Consider the following 22,077-nt stretch of genomic DNA (forward strand, 5'->3'; position numbering starts at 1 on the left):
CCTTTACTTAAATTATTTGTCTAACTTTTTGGGGTCAGTACATTTTGATCCCGACCTCTTTTTCTTATTCTTTTCGAGTTGAACGGCGTTCAATCAAACCATGTGGTAGGAGAACTTCACGTTCTTCTAACTCTTCCTTGTGCATAATCTTAGTCAACATACGCATACTAATGGCACCAAGATCATACAAAGGTTGAGCAATGGTTGTTAGATTTGGACGAGTGTAGCGCGCGATTTGTGAATCATCACTGGTAATAATTTCGAACTCTTCTGGTACAGAAATTCCTTTATCAGAAAGACCGTTCAAAACACCTGCCGCTAATTCATCGCCTGTTACAATCGCTGCTGTTGCTTTGGAAGAAATCAAGCGTTCTGCCAAGGCATAACCATCGTCATAACGGTATTTTGATTCAAAAACAAGACCTTCACTGTAGTTGATTCCGGCTTCTTTCAAAGCATCTTTATAACCAGCCAAGCGAATTTTCCCGTTGATGTCATCCACTAATGGTCCACTAATAAAAGCAATTTTTTTATTTCGTTTCAAGAGGTGGCGGACTGCATCAACAGTAGCATGTTTATAGTCAATATTGACACTTGGAAGTTGGTGCTCCACATCCACTGTCCCCGCGAGAACCACAGGAGTACGTGAGCGTGAAAACTCTGAGCGAATCTTCTCAGTTAAATGGTAACCCATGAAGATAACGCCATCCACCTGTTTAGAAAAAAGAGTATTGACTACAGATACTTCCTTCTCATCATCTTCGTCACTATTGGCAAGGACGATGTTGTATTTGTACATCTCCGCGATATCATCAATCCCTTTAGCAAGGGTAGAGAAATAAGTATTTGTGATATCTGGAATGACGACTCCAACTGTTGTCGTTTTCTTGCTTGCTAGACCACGTGCTACTGCATTTGGACGATAATCAAGACGGTCGATGACCTCTAAAACCTTCTTGCGAGTGTTTTCCTTGACGTTCTTATTGCCATTAACAACACGACTAACAGTCGCCATTGACACTCCTGCTTCTCGGGCAACGTCATAAATTGTTACTGTATCATCTGTATTCATTCCGTTTCCTTTCTACTTTGAAAATTTTGTTTTCATGATTCCACTATTTTCATTCTACCACTTCTTGTAAGCATTTTCAAGCATTTGATGAGGAAACTTTGAAAAAAGTTTCAAAAACATTCACAACTTTTTAAAAGCAGTTGACTTTTCTTGATTTTTCTAGCAGTTTGCAGTATGATAATAAAAAAATCAATCAGGAGAAATGGATGGCTTTTACAGATTCCCATAGACGGTGCGCCAGTTTCGGTGTTGTGACCAATCTACCAGACGATGTTATCGACTCTATCTGGTATATTATCGATCATTTTTTAAAGCATGTTTTTGAACTAGAAGATGAGCTCGAATTTCTACTTTTAAACAATGATGATTCCATCACCTTCCGTTTTTCAAGTCAACACCTTCCGACTACGATTGACTTTGATTTTAATCATCCCTTTGATCCACTCTACCCACCAAAAGTTCTGGTGCTAGATATGGATGGCAAGGAAACTATTCTCCTCCCTGAAGAAAATGATCTATTTTAAAAACTCTAGTCTCCTCTGTAAATACTTCGGAAACTAGAGTTTTCTTATTTTTTCAATTCTTGATACAAGTGACGAATTGGTTGTCCCAAGACTGGATGGATGAAATGAGGTGCAATTTCCTGCAGAGACTCTAAGACAAAGAGGCGCTCAGCGATATAAGGATGGGGCAAGATGAGGTCGTCTGTATAGATGATCTGGTCCTCTACAAAGAGCAAATCTAGGTCAATCAAGCGAGGTCCCCAATGTACCTCTCTGATCCGTCCCATTTCTGCCTCAATAGCTAACAAGGTTTCTAACAAGATTGGAGCAGGCAACCAGGTTTCCACTTCAACCACTTGATTAGCAAAGCTAGCCTGTTCAACACCACCCCAAGGCTCCGTCGTCAAGACACTGGATTCTTTGAGAATGTGGATGCCACGATTTCGCATTTTCTCAATGGCTTGCTCTAAGTTTGCTTGTTTATCTCCCATATTGCTTCCTAGGGCGATAAATGCTCGTTGCTTGCGACGATGAATGGTTACTGAGCAAGTATCTAGTGGCAAATGCACCGGTGCCCAAGGTTTTTTCAGTTCCAGCTCAATCTCTTGAACGAGAGGGTAGGTCTCAAAAGTACGCTCTACAAGTTTATAGGCTACCGTTTCAATCAGGTCTTCGCTTTCTTCCTGAAACCAAGTCGTCCATTTCTGGCAAAGTTCTCCGTAATGTACAGAAGCAGTTAAATCCAAGTCTGTCGCAGCCTTGGTCATATCATAGGATAGGGTGGCTGAAACGACAAACTTCTGCCCCAGTTCCTTCTCACTAGGAAAAAGTCCATGAAAGGCGAAAATTTCTAGGTCTTTAATTAGCAGTTGATCCATAACTAGTCCTTTCTAGAAAAATCCGCTTAACGCGGATTTTTTTTATACTCAATGAAAATCAAAGTGCAAACTAGGAAGCTAGCCGCAGTCTGCTCAAAACACTGTTTTGAGGTTGCAGATGGAAGCTGACCTGGTTTGAAGAGATTTTCGAAGAGTATTATAGTCCCATTAAACGATAAGCCTGATCTCGGAGGTCCTTATCTGTTTCAAATAGACCACGAGCTACTGTCGTCAAGGTTGCAGTGCCTGGTTTTCTGACACCACGCATGCTCATACACATATGTTCCGCCTCAATGACAACAAAGGCTCCTTTAGCACCTAGATACTCCATCAAGGCATCGGCCACTTCGATATTCAATCGTTCTTGAATTTGCGGCTTTTTCGAATAAACTTCAACCGTACGGGCTAGCTTAGACAAACCTGCCACACGACCATCTGGGATATAGGCAATATGAGCTCGACCATAAAATGGTAAAAAGTGGTGTTCACACATGGTATGGAAAAAGATATCCTTTTCCACTACCATATTGTCATCGATAATCTCAAAGGATTTTGACAGGTGCTCTTCAGCAGTTTGCCCAAGACCTGAAAAAATCTCTTGGTACATACGAGCAACACGGGCAGGTGTTTCCTGCAAACCTTCACGATTTGCATCCTCACCAACTGCCTCGATAATCATTTTTACAGCTTCTTCAATCTTTTGTGTATCCATTCTAATTTTTCCTCTCCATCAGATAGGCTCTCACTTGGCTCAAGAAATACAAGGAACCCGTGACTATCCTAACTGTTTTTTTCTCTTCATTTTCTGATAATTTTTGGTCTAGAAATTCTTGCCAATCTTGGTAGTTGAGATTTCTAGAATCAGCTAGCTCTTTCAAGATTTTTTCATCCGTCGCCCGACTATCCTCAAAGTGAGTGAGGGTCAGTTCAGTATCTGGCAAAGTCTCTAATAAGTCTAACATATCCTCCAAGGCCTTGGTTTTGATACAAGTAAAGAGGATTTCCTTATGGTAGTCGGCAAATCGTTCTTGCAAAGTTGCTACTAAAGCCTTTATGGCATGAGGATTGTGGGCCCCATCCAAGATCATCAAGGGGTCTCTCGACACAACTTCCAAACGACCTGGCCACCTTGTTTCTTCCAAAGCTTGAGCCACTAAAGCATTATCTGGCAATTTTTGACCAGTCTCTTTGCAATAGCTATCTAACAAGGCCACCGCCATCCCTGCATTCTCTATCTGGTGCAAACCAAGCAATCCCGTTTGGAAACAACCTTGTCTGACCGAACTTGAATAGTCAAAGACCTCTCCAGTGATAATACTCTCATGATGGCTTACCTGATAATCTCTTCCATAAACAATTCTAGCAGCCTGTTTTTCCTCTGCAATTTGGTCTATCACGGCCAAGGCTTCTGGGACAATATTCCCTGTTACCAGGGGAACTCCTTGTTTGATAATTCCAGCTTTCTGCTCCGCGATGGCTTCCAAGCTATCCCCTAGTAGAGCTACATGGTCCAACCCAATGGTCGTGATGCCAGTCAAGATAGGCTGGCAAACATTGGTACTATCCAAAAGTCCACCCATGCCGACTTCCATAATAGCCACATCGACTTGCTCAGAAGAAAAATAGTCATAAGTTATAGCAGTGATAATCTCGAATTCTGTCGTTCCTTGCAAGGCTTGAGTATGCTCCCCTTCAAGTAGTGAACGATAATCCGCCATCAAGGACTCTAATCTTGCTTCTGGAATGGATTCCCCATTAATAGTAATCTGGTCGGTATAATGAATCAGATAGGGTGAGCTAAAGACTCCAACTCTTAGCCCCATCTTTTCCAGCATATTTTTCAAAAAGGCTATAGTAGATCCCTTACCATTGGTTCCTCCGATATGGATAACCTTGAGTTTAAGATGAGGATTACCACGTAGGGCTAATAGCTTCACCATTCTATCCAAACCAAAATGCGGTTGGTCTGTCCGGTAGTTAGTTATCCACTGATTCGTTTCGTTTTTATTCATCTTATTTATACTGTTTCAAGTTTAAATTTTCCGCATCATCTGCCAGACGGATGGCTGATGCAATTTCAACCGCCATCTTGTGGCTGGCTACATCGTGTACGCGCACCACTTCCACACCTTGTCTAGCGGCGATACTGGTCACATGAGATGAAGCCGTATCACGATTTCGGAAGCCTTCTTCAGTTTCTGGATTTACTTCAAAACCATTTTCTTCCAGAATATTGATGACAAAGCGCTTACGAGAGACTCCCAAAAAGATTGGATAGCCCATCTCGTGAAGCTTATCAAGGTCACGTAGGAGAATGAGATTTTCCTTTTTGGTCAAGCCAAAGCCAATCCCAAGATCCAGCATGATCTTGTCTTTCGAAATCCCTGCTTTTTCTGCTCTTCTTAGAGCACGGTCAAAGAAAGCTGTCCTCAATTCTTCTACTGGTAGTTTTTCAAACTCATCTAAGTCTTCCTTTGTAAAAGGCTCTCCAAAGCCAAAATGAGGGAAGATAAGTGAACTAGGGTGCTGAGGGCGTGCCATGACTGGATTAAACATGATGACTACCTGAGCTCCAGCTTTGGCAACTACTTCCGCCATCTTCTCATCCCCCATAAGACCTGTAATGTCATTGACTATATGGGCACCAGCCTTTAGAGCTACTTCTGCAACTTGACTTTTCCAAGTGTCTACCGAAATCAGAACATCACTTTCTTGACGGATAGCCTGAATGACTGGAACCACACGTTGGATTTCCTCTTCAATCTCAACATAGCTATAGCTACTTCCAGGTCGAGTAGACTCTCCACCGATATCTAAAATAGTGGCACCTTCAGCAATCAATTTTCGAGCTTGTTTTAAGGCTTCTTCAACGGCAAAAAACTTCCCCCCATCTGAAAAAGAATCAGGGGTGACATTGATAATACCGCAAATAGCTGTTTTTGTATGATTGTCTCTTTTTTCCACGATTATCACTCAAATTTCATTTAGATTGGTATTCCTCTATTTTACTATTTTTTTTGGATTCTGTCCAATTATCCCTCGGTAACTAAATATCTCTTGAACTATACAAGGGCGCAAAAAAAGGAGAACCTGAGTCCTCCTTTTTAGGTTTTCTTATTTTTCAGTCAAAGCTGCAAGTCCTGGAAGAACTTTACCTTCAAGAAGTTCCATTGAAGCTCCACCACCGCGTCACAAATACCTCCACTAACACAAAAAGGTGACAGAGCCACCTTTTTGTTAACGTTTCAGTTTTGCTCCTTTTTCTACAAAATCAGGATTTTGTAGAGACTAACGGGCTGAAATTATTTTTCTGTAAGTGCAGCCAAACCTGGTAATACTTTACCTTCAAGGAGTTCCATTGAAGCGCCTCCGCCCGTACTAATCCATGAGAACTTGTCTGCACGTCCAAGGTTGATAGCTGCGGCAGCTGAGTCACCACCACCGATGATTGATTTAACGCCTGGTTGTTTCACGATAGCGTCCATTACACCGATTGTACCAGCTTGGAAGTCAGGGTTTTCAAATACACCCATTGGTCCGTTCCATACAACTGTTTTCGCACCAGTCAAAGCTTCGTCAAACTTAGCGATAGATTTAGGACCGATATCCAAACCAAGGAATCCTGGATCTACTGCTTCACCTTCAGTGTCTTTCACTTCAGTGTAGTCAGCAAATGCGTTTGCTTCTTTTGAGTCAACTGGCAAGATCAATTTACCGTTTGCTTTTTCAAGAAGAGATTTAGCAACATCCAATTTGTCTTCTTCTACAAGTGAGTTACCGATTTCGATACCTTGTGCTTTGTAGAATGTGTAAGTCATCCCACCACCGATAAGGACTTTATCAGCTTTTTCAAGCAAGTTTTCGATAACACCGATCTTGTCAGATACTTTTGATCCACCAAGGATAGCCACGAATGGACGTTCTGGAGCTTCAACAGCTTCTTGGATGTAGGCAATTTCGTTTTCAAGAAGGAATCCAGCGACTGCTTTTTCAACGTTTGCTGAGATACCAACGTTAGATGCGTGTGCACGGTGAGCTGTACCGAATGCATCGTTTACGAAGATACCATCTCCAAGTGATGCCCAGTATTTACCGAGTTCAGGATCGTTTTTAGATTCTTTCTTACCGTCAACATCTTCAAAACGAGTGTTTTCAACCAAAAGAACTTGTCCATCTTCAAGAGCATTGATAGCTGCTTCCAATTCAGCACCACGAGTAACACCTGGAAGGAATGTAACTTCTTGACCCAATTTAGCAGCCAAGTCAGCAGCTACAGGAGCAAGTGATTTACCAGCCTTGTCTGCTTCTTCTTTTACACGTCCAAGGTGAGAGAAAAGAATCGCACGTCCACCTTGTTCAAGGATGTACTTGATAGTTGGAAGTGCTGCAGTGATACGGTTGTCATTAGTAATCACGCCATCTTTTACAGGAACGTTGAAGTCAACACGAACGAGAACTTTTTTCCCTTTCAACTCAACGTCTTTAACAGTCAATTTTGCCATTTGGAAAGACTCCTTAATTTTTTTTATGTGTTAATTATATCACAAAATCAATAAAAGAGATAGCAAAACCTTAAACTTTTCCAGTTCTTTATTGCCCTTTATTTCTTATTGTTTTATAATAAAAAATAAGATAAGGAGCGCTAAATGATGAAAAATACTCTAACAGATAAGCAAAAAGAGGCAGATTCAGACCTCAATATCATTGCCATTTTGACAATTCTTTCGTTTATAGGATACATCCTTTTCCAAAAACAAATACTTGATTTCTCTCACCAAACAGAGTTTCCCGTCTGGATTCGTCTTCTTTTTCTCGCAACTCTCCAGTTTTGTGTTGCTGGATTGGGGACTAGCGTGGTAATGATTCGAAGAAAAGAAAGCTGGAAACAATATGGTTTGCTAGCTAAACACTTCCTCCCAACCCTCATTCAGACGGCTACTATCTGTCTCCCCTTACTTCTTTTTCTCATCAGTAGAGGGCAGATTCATTCCTATATCCCCTTTCAATCCATCCTCTTAACCAGAGAAGTTCTGGCAAGTTCTTTTCCGACAAATATCTTGGGTTTCCTCCTTATTGGACTTATCTGGGGATTCTGGGAAGGTTTTAATTATGTTGTCATTGCAAACAAAATTAACTGTCGCTTTCCATCACATCAGACTTGGCTTGATTACGGAGCCTTGACTTGTGCTCTTATCTGTCTGATGATTCATGGGATGATTAGCTTTCATCTCCATGCCATTTTAGAGGCTTTGTCTGTTTTTATCTTGATTTATGGTATGCTCGTCATTCAAAAGAGAACAGGCAACGCTTGGGGTTGTATTTTTATCTTCCTATTCATTTGGAACGCATTTTAACCCCCAAACAAGATTTTCACTTCTTAAACTCAAAAAGAGGTTGGGACAACAGATCCCAACCTCACTTTTTATTAGCAATTAAACTTTGACGCGGTAGCTGATTGAACTTTTTGTTCGTCTTTTAGACTCCAAAAAGCTCCTAATCATCCTCGCGGGGCTGGGACTACGAAATCGAGACTTTGTCTATCGATTTCTGTCCCACCGCCTTCTTTTTATTTCTAAGAAGTTACATTAAGCAAAGTTATTAACTTAATCTTCTTTTTTCTTTTGAGCTAGCAAACCAAAGCCACTTAAAACTCCAGCTAGTCCAAGAGCTACTAGATTTGCGTCTACTTCTACAGCTGTGTTTGGAAGTTGTCTTCCTTCAATTTTTTCAGCTTGTGCTTCTGCTTTTACTGGTTCTTGCTTCGTTGCTTGGCTTACTTGGGCTGGCGCAACAAATGGTTCAGTCTTAGGTTCTGTTTTTGTAGTTTCCTGCTTAGTATCTTGAGTCGCTGGAGTAGACACTACTGATTTGTCACCTGGTACTCTAGCCACTTTTGTACCGACTTCAACAATCTCAGTTACGGCTTCCTTGAGAACTTCCGTTCCCTTAAGACTACGATGTCCTTCAGAATCAATCTCTACAAGGTTTCTACGAAGGCCTGTAACTCCTACTTGAACCAAGCGACGTTCACCTGCTGAAAGGTTTGCGTTTTCTCTTTCTTCACGTCCAAATGCAAGAATTTCTTCTTCAACTACTAGGCTTGGGTTCTTAACTTCCAAGACTTTTGAACCATCAAGCGGTTGAGTGCTACTTTCAATTTTAGTACCAACTTCAGTAATCTCTGAAACTGCTTCCTTGACTACCTCTGTCTGAAGAAGTGTGCGATTGCCTTTAGCGTCTACCTCAATCAAGCGACGGATTTGCCCAGCTTCACCAGCTTGAACCACACGGCGTTCACCTAACAAGAGGTCTCCTGACGGACGTTCTTGGCGTTCGAAGGCTTGAGTTTCTGTTTCAACCACTAGCTCAGGTAGAGCTTCAACTGTTGGAGCAGATTCACCTTCTTCTAAGCTACCCACATGATGACTCTCTTCAACAAGAAGTTTTTTATTGAGTTCTTCCTTCATGCTTGCAAATGCTTCTGGACTTGGATTCGTTGAGCCGATAAGAGTTTCTGCTTGAGCAAGGATTGGATCATCTGCATTTTTCTCACGAACTTTTTCTAGAAGAGTTTCAAGTTCTTGTTTAGCAGCTTGATAGACTTGACTACCATTCAAATCTGCACCTGCTTGTTTTAAATCGTTCAGGGCTTGGTTGACTGCTTCTTGACTAGCGTCGTGGTTTTCTAGGACAGCTTTCGCTGCATCAATTTTCTCAACTAGAGCTGCTTGTTTTGCTGCATCAGCAAATGTATAAGCTATTGTTTCTTTGCGTCCTTGAGCAGATGTGATTTCTTGTTTCAGGTATTCGTCGTTGACAGCTGCTTTAGGTGATACTAGAACATCAAATTCGACAGTTTGTCCTTGATAGTGCAACTGAAGTTTTTGACGGCCTGTTTTTTGAGCATCATAGCCTGTAATTTCGACTCCTTGGTCTGTAAAGCTATGTTCTGTCTCAGTTTCATCATCATACAAGACCTTGAAACGTCCTTCTGATAAGTCAAGAGTATCGCCTACAAAGTAATCAATTTTTGGTTGCTTGCTAATATACAAGGCTGCGACTTCTTTTGGACCAGCTTCTTCACCGGTCACTTGAACCTTAAAGCTACCTGCAACTGGAAGACCAAGATAGGTCACTGTCAACTCTTGTTCGCCATGATGGTGAGCATCGTAGCCATTAACAGTAACTCCTGCATGACTAAGGTTGATGACTTCGTCTGCTTCTTCACCCTCATATTTAACACGGAGAAGACCACCTTTGAGATTCAATTCCTCACCATCTTGGTAACTTGTCTTTTTAGGTGCCACTTCTAGACTGACAGCCTTAATCTTTCTTTCATCCTGAGGAATCGTCACAGCAAGGGTATTACTGATTTCTTTACCTGGCAATTGTGTACGGTAGTAAAGAAGACTTGGCCGTTTTTCAAAGCTCAATGGATCTGTCGCCAAATCTCCTCCAACTGCTGTATTTAAGGTAGCGATTGGAGTTTGTGAATCTGCCTTGTCATAAACTGTGATGGTTGCCCCAGCAGGAACTTCTGAGAATCCAAGCTGAATCTTATTGTCCGTTAGGACACGCGCCGCCACTTTAGCCATTGGAATGTTTTGGCTCTCCGTATCAAGAGTTTCATACATCTTCCAGTTGTAGATACGAATGGCTTTCCATGGTGTTCCATTGTCAGACGTAATGACGTTCAAGCGCCAGTCTTGCGCAGTGATTGGGCTATCAAGGGTGATATCCGAAACATGGGCTTTATTGCCACGAACAGCTTTAGCTAGTTTCCATTCGCCTGCTTCATCTTTGTAGTAAAGGTCAAAGTCTTTGGTATTCATCAAACCATCGTTGACAGATTCTCCACCAGCACCGGCATGGTCCATGACCCATCTAACAACACGGCGTGGTTGTGTCAAACGGATATCAACGCTACCACTCAACTGAGCAGAAGACCATTTGTCAGATAGACTGGTGATGGTACCATTCAACATTCCTTCGATACCTTCTCCGCCTTCTGTATTTGGGAAGGTACTTCCGATAACAGTCGCTCCTGGAACGATATTTTCTGCAAGAGGTCTTGGAAGGCTGGTATCTTGGACAGTCATTCCCCACTCAAAGTTTGTAGTTGCTGCTTCAGAACGAAGGCCATTCTTCCCAACTGCGACAACCTTCAACTCTTGACTAGTACCAGTTGCACTAGCTGAACGGCTAACTTTTGGTAGGTAGATCGTAGTGGCAGACGAGCCTGTCAATAGACGCCAAGTATCGCCATCCTTCTCATAAACTTCATAGAAGTCAGCATCCTTGTTACCTGTAAAATGAACAATGGCTTCCGCTTCTTGAGCATTTTTCAGAGATTGTTTAGCTACTTTAAGAGCAGTTGGTGCTTGAGGTGCCTCTTGATTATCTGACACTGTCAACTCACCCAAGTTAAATTGGTAATCCTTAAGGGCAGCAGTGTTTTCGAAAGTAAGTTTGATACCGTAAATGGTCTGACCTGCCAAGGCACTCAAGTCAAATTCGTCTTTTGTCCAGTCGTCAGATAGAGTCAGTTCTTTACGAGCATTCTCACCACCATAAGTATAGTTTTTCTGAGTCGCAAACTCTACATAAACCTTGCTTCCCTTACCACCCTTATGGGCAACCCGAAGTTTTGTTTTATCCGTTACTTCCAGTTTGGTAGAGTAAAGACGAACGTCTTGGTTGGTATTTTCAGCTAAATTACCCGCAAATTTAAGTGAGTTACCGCCATTGTAGGCATCTTCAAAGTCATAATCAGTTTGGAGTTTAGCTCCTGATGATGTTTGCCACCAACGCCATGTAGGCAAGATACCTGATACAGAACGATAGTTCCATTCAGAATCCTTGGAAACTTTACCGTCCACAAACCATTTTTTACCATGTCCTGTGTTAAAGGATGTTGTAAAGCTACGGCCTACTGCTGGTGTGCGGTCAGCTACGAGGTTGGCAATCCCGTACCAGTCTTTGTCATCTGGTTTTTGACCAGTTGGATCTCCTTGGTAACCTGTGAAGAAGATATTTTCATTCTTATGATAGTCTTCACCTGTTTTCCCAAGACTCGTGATAGTATCTGGGGCAAAAAGTCCAAGTGATAAGCGAAGTTTGCCATTCTCATCAAAAAGGGCATCCCATTTCACTTTTGTCTTGTAAGAACCACCTTGTTGCAATTCCAAACCTGCAAAAACATCATACTGACTGCGTTCTAGCCATTTGGCCATAGCTACAGAGTAATCATTTTTCTCTTTAGTCCAGTTAAAGTTGGCAAAGAAGTGATCTGCAGGAACCTTGTCTCCTTCTTTTTGCATGAATGGATAGTTGTATTCACCAAGTCCATCTTCGTGATAACGACCATATTCATAGGTCATGGCATCGTACCATGAATACTTGACAGGATGGTTGACTTTAGCAGCATACTCCTTGGTATAAAGCATGAAGTCACGCATTTTCTTACCAAGAGGTGTTACGATATCACCTGTTGTTTCTTGGTTGATAAAGTAGCCGTCAAATCCATAATATTTGGCCAAATCAACCAACTTGCGAGCGATAGGGAATGTTCCGTCTTCGTCTTGTTGAAGGGCTGCAGCGAATTTTTCTTGGTCTGCAATACTGTTAGACCAGTTGAAGAATAGAGTACCTAATACTGGGACACCATTACGGTGACCAGCATCAATCACGTCTGGAGTTGGAACGAGCCCTTCCCAGAAGACCATTGAATTCAAGTATTGCCAGTAGTCAAAGGCATAGGCTTTAAACTCTTCACCACCTACAGAAGCATGGTCTTTAGCCTTAGAGTTAGTGTTAGCAAGGGCTTCAACCTTGGCATCCTTATTAGCTTTTTCATTGACAACATGTCCACGATAGCGCTTGGCTAGTTCTACTGAAGATCGGTTAATAGCATCGTCTTCACGGGCACCTGGTTCCCATTTCAACAAATCTTCCCAAGTGTCAAACTTAATTTCTTTTGGTCGAAGACTTTTTTCTTCTTTTTTAGGAACGTCAGAGACTGTTGCTTTTTCTTCTGGCTTATTTTCTGTGGTAGCAGGCGCTTCTTCAGCCTTAGGAGTTTCAGCAGCTGGACTAGTTGCTTCCTTATCACCTGCAGTCAACTGGTCCAAGGTTGTTTTTTCTTCTGAAACTGGTTGCTCACTTGCCTTGTCTTCCCTTGCTTCTAGCTCTTTCAATACTTCTGGTGCTGGTGTAGTTGCTTCTGCTGGAGTAGTGGTTGACGGTTTCTCTGAAGCTACTGCTGTAGTGGTTGTCCCATTTTCTGGAACGACAGACTCTTCAGCCAAAGCTGGACCTGCAAATAGAACTGAACCAATCATCAATGAGCAGGCACCCACTGACAATTTTCGAATACTATAGCGACAACGTTTTTCAAAAAATGGATTCTTCATTTTTTCTCCTTTTACTTTCAGAAAGTAAGCGCTTTATTTTTATTTTTAAAAAGTAGCTGCCCTAATAAAGATAATAGAACAGTTCATTACCATTTTACGCTATTTAAATGAAGAGTCAACATGAGTCCCAAAAGAACTATATAGAAGTGAAGAATTAATATAAATTAGACAATCAAGCTCCATTTTTAGAATAAATTTAACATTTTCTTAAAAAAAAATCATTTACTACTTGTTAGATCGCTCTTAATCCTTTAAAATAGAATGGGAGAGATTCCGCGATTATTTTTCGGAGGAAAAAGAAAATGTCCATTAATTGGCAGGAAATTGTATTTCACTTTTTAGGTGGTCTGGGACTATTCTTATATAGTATCAAGACCATGGGGGACGGTTTGCAACAAGCAGCTGGAGATCGTCTTCGATATTACATTGACAAATATACCAGCAATCCTTTCTTTGGTATTCTGGTAGGTATTGGAATGACTGCCCTGATTCAGTCTAGTTCAGGGGTTACAGTTATTACGGTTGGTCTGGTTAGTGCGGGACTTTTGACCCTACGTCAGGCTATCGGGATTGTCATGGGGGCCAATATCGGGACAACTGTCACATCCTTTATCATCGGTTTTAAATTGGGAGACTACGCATTACCTATGCTCTTTCTCGGAGCAGTCTGTCTCTTCTTCACAAAAAATAGAACCATCAATAACATCGGACGAATTGTCTTTGGTGTTGGCGGTATCTTCTTCGCCCTCAATCTTATGAGTGGTGCTATGGAGCCCCTCAAGGATTTACAAGTCTTTAAAGACTACATGGTAGAACTAAGTAAAAATCCAATCCTGGGAGTCTTTGTCGGAACTGGTTTAACCCTTCTAATTCAAGCCTCATCAGCGACCATCGGTATTTTGCAAAATCTCTACGCTAGCAATCTGATTGACCTTCAGGGAGCCCTACCCGTGCTCTTTGGGGATAACATCGGAACTACTATCACAGCGATTATCGCTTCACTTGGAGCAAATATCGCAGCCAAACGTGTAGCGGGCGCCCATGTGGCCTTCAACGTTATCGGAACGGTTATCTGTATCATCTTCCTCGTTCCCTTCACAGCCTTGATTCAATGGTTTGAAACGACTCTTCATTTGTCTCCAGAAATGACCATTGCCTTTGCCCACGGAACCTTCAACATTACCAACACCATTATCCAGTTCCCATTCATCGGAGCGCTTGCCTTCATGGTAACCAAGCTCATCCCTGGTGAAGATGAAGTTGTCAAATACGAAGCTCTCTACCTAGACGAGCAACTCATCAAACAAGCTCCATCTATCGCTCTTGGAAATGCTAAAAAAGAACTTCTACACTTGGGAAACTACGCTGCAAAAGCCTTTGACCTCTCTTACGACTATATCATCAATTCTAATGAAAAAGTTGCAGAAAAGGGTCATAAGACTGAAGAAGCCATCAATACTATTGATGAAAAATTGACTCGTTACCTCATCAGTTTATCAGGTGAAGCTTTAAGCCAAAAAGAGAGTGAAGTCTTAACCAACATCCTTGACTCTTCACGAGACTTGGAACGTATCGGAGACCACGCCGAAGCTTTGATCAACCTTAACGATTACTTGCAACGCAAGAATGTTCAATTCTCTGAAGCTGCCTTAGCAGAGCTAGCAGAGATTTATCTTAAAACGAGCGAATTCGTCAAAGATGCTCTTGAGAGTGTTGAAAATAATGATCTTGAACAAGCTCAAGCCCTTATGGAACGTCACGAAGACATCAACAATATGGAACGTGTTCTTCGTAAGACGCATATCAAACGCCTAAACAACGGTGAATGTTCTACCCAAGCAGGTGTCAACTTTATCGATATCATTTCTCACTACACTCGTGTATCAGACCACGCTATGAACCTGGCTGAAAAGGTTTTGGCAGAACAAATTTAAAACGAAAAAAATGCTTTGATTCTTTCGAATCAAAGCATTTTAAATAACTCTCCAATCATAAAGGAAGAAGCAGCTGCACCCTTGTACCTAGCTTCTTCCTTTTTGATATAGCGGGCAAGATTGACTAACTCTGGGGCTGGTGTTTTGGGATTTTGGAGTAGTTCGAGTGTAACTAAACCTGAAAGTCGGACTGCAAGCAAGCGCTCATTGGTGCTGGGCAACTGCTTAGCAGTTTCTAAGAGTGCAACCACTAAATCTTCACTCAAGTTTTGACGGGCATTATTGTAAAGATCCCGTACCAAGGTTTCTAGGTTTGGTTCTTCCATCCCTATCACCTCCATCTTTTCTGTTTAATAATTTTTGATTAAATCTACTGTAGAACGATCCAATTTTTTAACCAAGGCTTGTAAGAATGCTTGTGCTTCAAGGAAATCATCCATTGCATAAAGTGTTTGGTGAGAGTGGATATAACGAGCACAAACACCAATTGTTGTTGATGGGACACCACCATTTTTCAGATGAGCTGCCCCAGCGTCAGTTCCTCCTTTTCCACAGTAGTATTGGTACTTGATTCCAGCTTCTTCAGCTGTCGTCAAAAGGAAATCTTTCATGCCTGGGAGAAGCAAGTGACCTGGATCGTAGAAACGAATCAAGGTTCCATCACCAATCTTACCTTGACCACCATAAACATCACCTGCTGGTGAGCAATCCACCGCAAGGAATACTTCTGGATCAAATTTTGTTGTAGATGCATGGGCACCACGAAGTCCAACTTCTTCTTGGACGTTAGCACCAAGATAAAGTTCATTTCCCAGTTTTTGACCTGACAAGTTTTCTGCCAACTCGCTAACCATGAGAACTCCGTAACGGTTATCCCATGCTTTTGAGATGATATTTTTTTCATTAGCTGTAAGGATTGCGCTACTATCTGGAACGATGGTGTCTCCTGGACGAATACCGAAACTTTCAGCCTCAGCCTTGTCCGCAAAACCACCATCAAAGATGATATCTGAAATAGCTGGCATGCTTGGACCACCTGTTCCACGAGTTAAATGTGGTGGTACCGATCCTGAGATTACTGGAATTTCACGACCGTCACGAGTAAAGAGTTTAAAACGTTGGCTGCTGACAACCATAGGATTCCAACCGCCAATCTCAACGACACGGAAGGTTCCATCTGGTTTGATTTCACTCACCATAAAACCAACTTCATCCATGTGAGATGCTACCAAAACACGAGGGGCATTCGCAACTTCTGAATGTTTGATACCAAAAATACCACCTAGGCCATCAGTCACTACTTCATCCACGTGAGGTGTTATCTTCTCACGAAGATAAGCGCGTACAGGTGCTTCATGACCTGAGATAGCAGAAAGTTCTGTTACTTCTTTGATTTTAGAAAATAATGTTGTCATTTTAATCCCTTCTTTCTTTCAACCATTTTACCACTTTTTATAGGAGAAGGGTAGTGGAAATCACAAATCCTCCGACTTCATAGTTCTTATCAAGTAAAAAGGAATCCGTTACGATTCCTTTTTACTTGGTATTTCTTTTTAATGAAAAGTGGTCTGGCACAAGGTCCTTACCTGTTTTCGACCAGGGATGGCAACGTAATATCCTAGCCAGTCCCATAAGGACTCCCTTGAGGCCATGTTTTTCAATAGCCTGAATCATGTAATTTGAACAAGTGGGCTCAAATCTACAAGAAGGTGGAAAGGCTGGCGAGATAAAGCGTTGGTAAAAGCGCACAGGCGCTATTAAAATTCGTTTCATTATTTCTTGGTTACAGCCATGGTGTGTAGTTGGCTGATTTCTTTTTTATTGAGACGGCGTGATTCTCCTGGACGAAGTCCAGTCAAGTCTAAGTGTCCAAAACGTGTCCGAGACAACTTATCCACTTGAAGCCCAACAGCTTCAAACATCTTTTTAACCTGATGGTTACGTCCTTCATGGATAGTCAACTGTACTACTGAGCGATTTTTGACTGGGTCTACTTTGAGAATCTCATAGACAGCTGGCTTGGTTTTCTTACCATCAATCTCAAGACCACGAGTCAAGGGACGAAGATTTTCCTTGTTAGCTACACCTTTCACACGCGCAACATAGACCTTGTCAATCTCATTACGAGGGTGAATCATCTCGTCTGTAAAGTCACCATCATTGGTCAAAATCAAGACTCCAGATGTATCCCAGTCCAAACGTCCCACAGGGTAAATCCGTTCTTTCACATTAGGCAAGAGATCCACAACAGTCTTGCGTCCCTTATCATCTGTCACACTAGAAATCACTCCGCGTGGTTTATTGAGCAGATAATAGACCTTTTCTTCGTTGTAGATGGGTTGACCTTCAACTTCTACCTTGTCACCAGACTTGATAGTCGTCGCTAATTCACGTACCACCTGGCCGTTAACCGTCACCAAGCCTTGCTTGATCAACTCTTCTGCTTTTCTCCTACTGGCCACACCTGCGTGGGCAATATACTTATTGATTCTCATCTTCTTCTATCCTTTCACCAAATAATTGGCTTTCTTGTGCTTGAATGTCAAGCTCATCAATCACGGGCAATTCTTCCAAGTGGTTAATGCCCATGTAATCTAGGAAATAATCCGTCGTTACATAGAGATTAGGGCGTCCAAGAACTTCTTTCTTTCCATCTTCTCGTATCAAATCGAAGGCCTGCAACTTAGCTAAGGCCCCACTCGAATTAACCCCACGAATAGCGTCGATTTCTATACGTGTGATAGGTTGCTTATAGGCAATAATGGACAAGGTTTCAAGCGCAGCCCGAGATAGACTCTGGTTGATGGGCGCCTTAGAATATTCTTTCAAAATGGCTGCGAATTGAGGCTTGGTTACCAATCTGTAGGCACCACCTGTCTCAATCAGGGCCAGACTAGAATCCTGGTCTTTTTCATGCTTTTTGGCTAATTTTTCTAGACTCTGCTGAATACCTGTTGGAGGTAGTGAGAGGAGTTCAGCCAATTGACGAATCCTAATCCCATCTTCACCCGCTACAAAGAGGAGTGCTTCTATTTCTGCTAAAGTACTCATATTTCCTCTCTATCAAGCCTGACTTTGTTCTACTTGATTTTCTTCTTTCTTTTTCATGAGATAGATATCTCCGAAACTCTCTTCCTGGATCAAGAGAATTTCTTGAGTTTTAATCAATTCCAAGGTTGCTAAAAAAAGTGTAATGATCTCTTGTAAATCCTTGGTTTCTTTAAACAAATCCTGCAAGCATAGTTGTTGCCCTTCTACCAAGGCTTCTCGAACGATGACCATCATATCCTCAATCTTATACTCATCTCGTAAAATGGTTGTGTGACTTTTGGAAAATTCTTCTTTTTTCTTAGCTAACAAAGTTGAAAAGGCTAAGAAAAGGTCGATTGTTGTCTTATCGTGCACAAGTTCTGCATCCTCGTATATCAACTCTGTCGGAGCTTTTGAGTAATATTGAGCTCGTTCTTGGTGCTTAACTTCCAACTGCTCTCCCAAGAGCTTGAACTTGCGGTATTCTTCGATCTGAGAAAGAAGGTCCTGTTCAAGATCATCTTCTAAATCTGTCACTTCTGCAACCTTTGGCAAGAGCTTGCGACTCTTTATGAGCATGAGTTGACTAGCCATGACCATGTACTCACCTGCGACTTCCAAACGCATGGCTTGTAAGGTTGACACATAGGCTAGGTACTGCTCGATAACCTCTGTGATAGGCACATCATAGATATCCATCTGGTACTTTGAAACCAAGTGCAAAAGAAGATCCAAAGGCCCTTCAAAATCTTTTAATTTAATATCCATTATCTATATTTTTCCAAGGTCATGACTGTCTTCAACCCTAACTTTTTAGCGATTTCGTACAAGTCAACCTTTTCTTCGATTTGTCTTAATATAAACTGTTCTCTCAATCCTTGGGCAGATAAATCTGAAAAGCCTTTTTCCTTTAAAAAAGCTTCCAACTGACGAAAGGCCCATTGACGAGAGTACGATTTCCCCGCTTTTTCAAAGAGATAGGTCTGCCCCATCAAGGGCTCTAACTCCGCAAGCAAGTTTGTGGGAAGGCTCAAGATTCTTTGTTGAGAAGCTTTATTGACTCTCAACACTTGAAAATCTAGGTTCACATCACTTGTTTTTAAGGCTAGAATTTCACTTGGTAAGAGGCCCAATTCAACTATCAGTAAGGACAACAAACGTCCTTCTGGATAGGTGCTTTCTTGCCAGAAAGAACTGAGGTCTAAAAGTTCCGACTTTCCTGGCTTTTTCTCAGCCTGTTTCGGCAATTCTAAACGATAAAAGGTGCCAATCATTCCTTTCTGATATAAAAAGTAAAGAAATTGATTGCAAGCAGAAACTTTACGCTTTTGGGCACTAATCTTAAAATTTGATAGTTGAGCTTGGTAGATTTTTAAACTTGTCTCAGAAATTCGTTCTCCCACAAGATCTAAAAACTGCTCCAAGTCATACTTATAGGATTGCTTAGAATTCACAGACAAACCTTGTTTTTCTTCTAAAAATGCTGAAATTCCTTCTCTCATTTGCTTCGAATCTCATATTCCTTACTAAAATCATGCAAGAGAGCATTGACAGCCTTAAGGATAGACTTGCGCGTGATAATGCCTTGGAAGATACCATCCTTGTCAACGACTGGTAGGAAAGACTCATCCACTAACTTATGTAAAACATCCGTCAGTGTATAGTCTGGACTGACAACCGCTACGTCCTTCTTGGTCATGTGTACAATGTCTGTATCTGCCATGGCTTCCTGACTCAAGCCCTGCTCCATCTGGTAGGCCAGAATGTCCCTAAGTCCAATAGTGCCGACAAATTCTTTCTCATCAGTCACTACTGGCACTCTGGTATAGGTCATCTGGCTAAGGAGGAGAATTGCATGATCTGCATTGTGGCTATCAATGAGTACAGCCAAATTTTTAGCAGGAGTTAAAAAGGTTTCCTCTTGCTCCAGTAAAAACTGTTCAAACTCTTTGGCAATCATCGAGCAAACTCCTTGGACAAGCCTGGATAGACCTCATGATCACGTGTCAAAAAGTCCACTTTAAAGTAGCTATCATCAATTTCTACACGGGCATAGAGGCATTCTCTGATAGTCCCACGTGGCTGACTGATAGAACCAGGATTTAAAAAGAGGGTCTTTCCTTCCATCCAAGCACTTGGTACATGCAAGTGACCATAAAGGCAAATATCTGCATCTTCTTCCTGCGCCCAGAAATCAAGCTTTTGGAAATTAAAATTAATATCAAACAAGTGACCATGGGTTTGGATAATCTTGGTAGGCCCTAGTTGAGTCACTAAACGTTCTGGGTAGCCTGCATAAAAGTCCATATTTCCTTTAACAACACGGATCCCCTCCCAAAGCGGAGAGTCGGGACGGAGTTCCGAGTCACCATCATGAAAAATGGCATCAACTTTCCCCAGATAGCGGTCACGGATTTCTTCTACAATTAAGCTATCTCCGTGGGAGTCACTCATTACAATGATGGTTTGCTTTGCCATGATGGAAATACCTCCAAAAGTTTCTTAACGGCTAAGGCACGGTGGGATTGACTATTTTTTTCTTCAAGGGTTAATTCAGCTGATGACTTGCCTGTTTCTCCTACTAGGAAAAGAGGATCATAGCCAAAACCATTTTCACCCTTAGGTTCAAAGTTAATGTAGCCTAGCCAATCAGCTTCGACAACCAAGCTTTCCTTACCTGAACTAGCTACGACCAAGGTTGTGTGGAATTGAGCAGAACGGTCCTTGAGTTCAAAGACCATAGCCAATTCGTGCAAGAGTTTGGCATTATTTTCACGGTCAGTAGCTCCAACTCCTGCAAATCGAGCTGACCAAACGCCTGGCAAACCACCCAGAACATCAACTTTAAGACCAGAATCATCCGCCAGAACCATCTTGCCTGTCAATTTAGAGATCGTTTCTGCCTTGAGACGGGCATTTTCTTCGAAGGTCATGCCTGTTTCTGCTACTTCAGGCAGGTCTGGATAGTCATTAAGGTTCTCCACATCATAACCAAGTTTGTCAAAAATAGCTCGAAATTCCTTGGTCTTACCTTCGTTACGAGTCGCAATCAGCAAAGTTTCTCTGACCTTGTTTGTCTCAAAGAAATCTTGAACGTTGACTCCTTCTTTAGGCAATTCAACATACAAGAGTTGCCCATTTTCAACTAAGAGCAAAGCCCCCTGACGTTGAATGACTTCCAAATTTCGTCCCATTTCTTGGTTAAGTATATCTACCACAAAGGACAATAAACGGTAGAGAGAACCATAGCGTAAAACGGTAACTGAAAGTGGAAAGCCTCGCTCCTCATCTCCAAATATTTCGGCGAATTGGAACAGGGGAAAGTCTAACTCATCATCCGTCAAAGTCCGAATGCCGCCAAAAACACTGTAGGAACCTACATACCAGTCCTGGTCATCCTTGTATTCATAAATTTTATTTGTCATAATGTTACATGCTCCACATGAATCTCTTTTTCCAGCCATTCTGCACCAATCTGAGCAAAACTCTGACTATTTGCTGTTGTGTAAAAACGGTGTTGTAACGAGCCTGCATCTCGGCTTCGATTGATTTCAAAATAATTGAGTAAGACAGAGATGTCCCGCACGCACTCTGCACCACTATCGATGAGTTTTACATCTGGTCCCATCACATTTTGGATGATGGGACGAAGAAGCGGATAATGGGTACAACCCAAAATCAGGCTATCCACCTTTCCAACCAAGGGACGCAGGGTTTCATAAACCACTTTCTTAGTTACACTGGTTGATAAGGCACCCGACTCCACCAAGGGGGCAAATTTGGGACAAGCCAAACTCTCCACCTGCAAATCTGGATCCAGATCATGGATTTTCTGACGGTAGATGTCTGATTGTACCGTCATGGGAGTTCCAATGACCCCGATTTTCCCACCTTGGCTAGACTTAATGGCTGCCGAGGCTCCTGGCAAAATCACACCCAAGACAGGAATGTCTAGTTGAGCCTTGATTTCTTCCCAGACGACTGCCGTTGCCGTATTGCAAGCAATGACAATCATCTTGACATCCTTGGTCAAGAGAAAGTTGACCAACTGCCAAGTATATTCACGAATTTGCTCAGCAGGACGGGGCCCGTAAGGCGCTCGTGCCGAATCTCCAATATAGACGATTTCTTCATGGGGAAGCTGGCGCATGAGCTCACGCACAACCGTCAAGCCCCCGACACCCGAATCCAAAAAACCAATTGGTCGATTATCCATAGAGTCTTCTTTCTAGTCTTTTTTCTGATTGA

General features: G+C 42.0%; 21 protein-coding genes. 3 read left to right on the forward strand and 18 right to left on the reverse strand.

What is annotated here, in order from left to right; all coding sequences use genetic code 11:
- Positions 1 to 64: 64 nt before the first annotated feature.
- Positions 65 to 1,072: a catabolite control protein A gene (gene ccpA, locus HMPREF2987_RS00070; protein ID WP_075228829.1), complete on the reverse strand. Its 1,008-nt coding sequence runs from the start codon at positions 1,070 to 1,072 to the stop codon at positions 65 to 67.
- Positions 1,073 to 1,278: 206 nt separating this feature from the next.
- Between ccpA and HMPREF2987_RS00075 the strand changes: the two genes are divergently transcribed.
- Entirely contained in the window at positions 1,279 to 1,596 is a 318-nt protein-coding gene (locus tag HMPREF2987_RS00075) for a DUF960 domain-containing protein (RefSeq protein ID WP_075228830.1), read from the forward strand.
- A 44-nt stretch (positions 1,597 to 1,640) separates the two neighbouring features.
- On the opposite strand, the gene folK is transcribed toward HMPREF2987_RS00075, so the two are convergent.
- The 5 genes from folK to pgk form a co-directional block, all read right to left on the reverse strand.
- Positions 1,641 to 2,453 (reverse strand): 2-amino-4-hydroxy-6-hydroxymethyldihydropteridine diphosphokinase, encoded by an 813-nt coding sequence (folK, locus tag HMPREF2987_RS00080; RefSeq protein ID WP_075228831.1) that lies wholly within the window; start codon positions 2,451 to 2,453, stop codon positions 1,641 to 1,643.
- A 157-nt stretch (positions 2,454 to 2,610) separates the two neighbouring features.
- A complete protein-coding gene (gene folE / locus HMPREF2987_RS00085; protein ID WP_000380927.1) occupies positions 2,611 to 3,165 on the reverse strand; it encodes a GTP cyclohydrolase I FolE in 555 nt (184 codons plus the stop codon).
- 1 nt (position 3,166) lies between these two features.
- Entirely contained in the window at positions 3,167 to 4,465 is a 1,299-nt protein-coding gene (locus HMPREF2987_RS00090) for a bifunctional folylpolyglutamate synthase/dihydrofolate synthase (protein ID WP_075228832.1), read from the reverse strand.
- A 1-nt stretch (position 4,466) separates the two neighbouring features.
- Positions 4,467 to 5,417, reverse strand: coding sequence for a dihydropteroate synthase (gene folP, locus HMPREF2987_RS00095; RefSeq protein WP_075228833.1), 951 nt, complete (start codon positions 5,415 to 5,417; stop codon positions 4,467 to 4,469).
- A gap of 338 nt (positions 5,418 to 5,755) precedes the next feature.
- On the reverse strand, positions 5,756 to 6,955 hold the full coding sequence (gene pgk / locus HMPREF2987_RS00100) for a phosphoglycerate kinase (RefSeq protein WP_075228834.1): 1,200 nt from the start codon (positions 6,953 to 6,955) through the stop codon (positions 5,756 to 5,758).
- A 144-nt stretch (positions 6,956 to 7,099) separates the two neighbouring features.
- Here pgk and HMPREF2987_RS00105 point away from each other — a divergent pair, with 144 nt between their 5' ends.
- On the forward strand, positions 7,100 to 7,807 hold the full coding sequence (locus HMPREF2987_RS00105; RefSeq protein WP_257374690.1) for a hypothetical protein: 708 nt from the start codon (positions 7,100 to 7,102) through the stop codon (positions 7,805 to 7,807).
- Positions 7,808 to 8,056: 249 nt separating this feature from the next.
- On the opposite strand, the gene HMPREF2987_RS00110 is transcribed toward HMPREF2987_RS00105, so the two are convergent.
- Positions 8,057 to 12,865, reverse strand: a complete 4,809-nt coding sequence (locus HMPREF2987_RS00110) for an endo-beta-N-acetylglucosaminidase (RefSeq protein ID WP_075228835.1) — start codon at positions 12,863 to 12,865, stop codon at positions 8,057 to 8,059.
- Between the two features lie 302 nt (positions 12,866 to 13,167).
- Here HMPREF2987_RS00110 and HMPREF2987_RS00115 point away from each other — a divergent pair, with 302 nt between their 5' ends.
- The gene (locus HMPREF2987_RS00115; protein ID WP_075228836.1) at positions 13,168 to 14,799 is read left to right on the forward strand and encodes a Na/Pi cotransporter family protein; all 1,632 of its coding nucleotides are present in this window, start codon (positions 13,168 to 13,170) and stop codon (positions 14,797 to 14,799) included.
- Between the two features lie 29 nt (positions 14,800 to 14,828).
- Here HMPREF2987_RS00115 and HMPREF2987_RS00120 read toward each other — a convergent pair whose 3' ends face one another.
- From HMPREF2987_RS00120 to racE, 11 genes are all read right to left on the reverse strand, one after another.
- The gene (locus HMPREF2987_RS00120; protein ID WP_075228837.1) at positions 14,829 to 15,125 is read right to left on the reverse strand and encodes a bacteriocin immunity family protein; all 297 of its coding nucleotides are present in this window, start codon (positions 15,123 to 15,125) and stop codon (positions 14,829 to 14,831) included.
- Between the two features lie 24 nt (positions 15,126 to 15,149).
- Complete coding sequence (pepA, locus tag HMPREF2987_RS00125) at positions 15,150 to 16,214, reverse strand: glutamyl aminopeptidase (RefSeq protein WP_075228838.1); 1,065 nt, start codon at positions 16,212 to 16,214, stop codon at positions 15,150 to 15,152.
- 121 nt (positions 16,215 to 16,335) lie between these two features.
- Positions 16,336 to 16,572: a membrane protein insertion efficiency factor YidD gene (yidD, locus tag HMPREF2987_RS10145; RefSeq protein ID WP_083312392.1), complete on the reverse strand. Its 237-nt coding sequence runs from the start codon at positions 16,570 to 16,572 to the stop codon at positions 16,336 to 16,338.
- A complete protein-coding gene (locus HMPREF2987_RS00130) occupies positions 16,572 to 17,294 on the reverse strand; it encodes a pseudouridine synthase (RefSeq protein ID WP_001222230.1) in 723 nt (240 codons plus the stop codon). The genes yidD and HMPREF2987_RS00130 overlap by 1 nt, the downstream gene beginning before the upstream one ends.
- Positions 17,281 to 17,850, reverse strand: coding sequence for an SMC-Scp complex subunit ScpB (gene scpB / locus HMPREF2987_RS00135; protein ID WP_075228839.1), 570 nt, complete (start codon positions 17,848 to 17,850; stop codon positions 17,281 to 17,283). The genes HMPREF2987_RS00130 and scpB overlap by 14 nt, the downstream gene beginning before the upstream one ends.
- 12 nt (positions 17,851 to 17,862) lie before the next feature.
- A complete protein-coding gene (locus HMPREF2987_RS00140) occupies positions 17,863 to 18,597 on the reverse strand; it encodes a segregation/condensation protein A (RefSeq protein ID WP_075228840.1) in 735 nt (244 codons plus the stop codon).
- The gene (gene xerD, locus HMPREF2987_RS00145; RefSeq protein WP_075228841.1) at positions 18,597 to 19,331 is read right to left on the reverse strand and encodes a site-specific tyrosine recombinase XerD; all 735 of its coding nucleotides are present in this window, start codon (positions 19,329 to 19,331) and stop codon (positions 18,597 to 18,599) included. The genes HMPREF2987_RS00140 and xerD overlap by 1 nt, the downstream gene beginning before the upstream one ends.
- Entirely contained in the window at positions 19,328 to 19,789 is a 462-nt protein-coding gene (cbpB, locus tag HMPREF2987_RS00150) for a cyclic-di-AMP-binding protein CbpB (protein ID WP_075228842.1), read from the reverse strand. The genes xerD and cbpB overlap by 4 nt, the downstream gene beginning before the upstream one ends.
- Positions 19,786 to 20,307 (reverse strand): metallophosphoesterase, encoded by a 522-nt coding sequence (locus HMPREF2987_RS00155; RefSeq protein WP_075228843.1) that lies wholly within the window; start codon positions 20,305 to 20,307, stop codon positions 19,786 to 19,788. Before HMPREF2987_RS00155 ends, cbpB begins: the two co-directional genes overlap by 4 nt.
- Positions 20,283 to 21,254, reverse strand: a complete 972-nt coding sequence (locus HMPREF2987_RS00160; RefSeq protein ID WP_075228844.1) for a nucleoside-triphosphate diphosphatase — start codon at positions 21,252 to 21,254, stop codon at positions 20,283 to 20,285. Before HMPREF2987_RS00160 ends, HMPREF2987_RS00155 begins: the two co-directional genes overlap by 25 nt.
- Positions 21,251 to 22,045: a glutamate racemase gene (gene racE / locus HMPREF2987_RS00165; protein WP_075228845.1), complete on the reverse strand. Its 795-nt coding sequence runs from the start codon at positions 22,043 to 22,045 to the stop codon at positions 21,251 to 21,253. Before racE ends, HMPREF2987_RS00160 begins: the two co-directional genes overlap by 4 nt.
- Between the last annotated feature and the right edge of the window lie 32 nt (positions 22,046 to 22,077).

This window comes from Streptococcus sp. HMSC067H01 (assembly GCF_001814775.1).
Lineage (GTDB): Bacteria > Bacillota > Bacilli > Lactobacillales > Streptococcaceae > Streptococcus.

What these genes read in the sequence shown, in the direction of transcription:
- ccpA (WP_075228829.1), bottom strand. Translation starts at nt 1,072, where the DNA reads ATGAATACAGATGATACAGTAACAATTTATGACGTTGCCCGAGAAGCA.
- HMPREF2987_RS00075 (WP_075228830.1), top strand. Translation starts at nt 1,279, where the DNA reads ATGGCTTTTACAGATTCCCATAGACGGTGCGCCAGTTTCGGTGTTGTG.
- folK (WP_075228831.1), bottom strand. Translation starts at nt 2,453, where the DNA reads ATGGATCAACTGCTAATTAAAGACCTAGAAATTTTCGCCTTTCATGGA.
- folE (WP_000380927.1), bottom strand. Translation starts at nt 3,165, where the DNA reads ATGGATACACAAAAGATTGAAGAAGCTGTAAAAATGATTATCGAGGCA.
- HMPREF2987_RS00090 (WP_075228832.1), bottom strand. Translation starts at nt 4,465, where the DNA reads ATGAATAAAAACGAAACGAATCAGTGGATAACTAACTACCGGACAGAC.
- pgk (WP_075228834.1), bottom strand. Translation starts at nt 6,955, where the DNA reads ATGGCAAAATTGACTGTTAAAGACGTTGAGTTGAAAGGGAAAAAAGTT.
- HMPREF2987_RS00105 (WP_257374690.1), top strand. Translation starts at nt 7,100, where the DNA reads ATGATGAAAAATACTCTAACAGATAAGCAAAAAGAGGCAGATTCAGAC.
- HMPREF2987_RS00110 (WP_075228835.1), bottom strand. Translation starts at nt 12,865, where the DNA reads ATGAAGAATCCATTTTTTGAAAAACGTTGTCGCTATAGTATTCGAAAA.
- HMPREF2987_RS00115 (WP_075228836.1), top strand. Translation starts at nt 13,168, where the DNA reads ATGTCCATTAATTGGCAGGAAATTGTATTTCACTTTTTAGGTGGTCTG.
- HMPREF2987_RS00120 (WP_075228837.1), bottom strand. Translation starts at nt 15,125, where the DNA reads ATGGAAGAACCAAACCTAGAAACCTTGGTACGGGATCTTTACAATAAT.
- pepA (WP_075228838.1), bottom strand. Translation starts at nt 16,214, where the DNA reads ATGACAACATTATTTTCTAAAATCAAAGAAGTAACAGAACTTTCTGCT.
- yidD (WP_083312392.1), bottom strand. Translation starts at nt 16,572, where the DNA reads ATGAAACGAATTTTAATAGCGCCTGTGCGCTTTTACCAACGCTTTATC.
- HMPREF2987_RS00130 (WP_001222230.1), bottom strand. Translation starts at nt 17,294, where the DNA reads ATGAGAATCAATAAGTATATTGCCCACGCAGGTGTGGCCAGTAGGAGA.
- scpB (WP_075228839.1), bottom strand. Translation starts at nt 17,850, where the DNA reads ATGAGTACTTTAGCAGAAATAGAAGCACTCCTCTTTGTAGCGGGTGAA.
- HMPREF2987_RS00140 (WP_075228840.1), bottom strand. Translation starts at nt 18,597, where the DNA reads ATGGATATTAAATTAAAAGATTTTGAAGGGCCTTTGGATCTTCTTTTG.
- xerD (WP_075228841.1), bottom strand. Translation starts at nt 19,331, where the DNA reads ATGAGAGAAGGAATTTCAGCATTTTTAGAAGAAAAACAAGGTTTGTCT.
- cbpB (WP_075228842.1), bottom strand. Translation starts at nt 19,789, where the DNA reads ATGATTGCCAAAGAGTTTGAACAGTTTTTACTGGAGCAAGAGGAAACC.
- HMPREF2987_RS00155 (WP_075228843.1), bottom strand. Translation starts at nt 20,307, where the DNA reads ATGGCAAAGCAAACCATCATTGTAATGAGTGACTCCCACGGAGATAGC.
- HMPREF2987_RS00160 (WP_075228844.1), bottom strand. Translation starts at nt 21,254, where the DNA reads ATGACAAATAAAATTTATGAATACAAGGATGACCAGGACTGGTATGTA.
- racE (WP_075228845.1), bottom strand. Translation starts at nt 22,045, where the DNA reads ATGGATAATCGACCAATTGGTTTTTTGGATTCGGGTGTCGGGGGCTTG.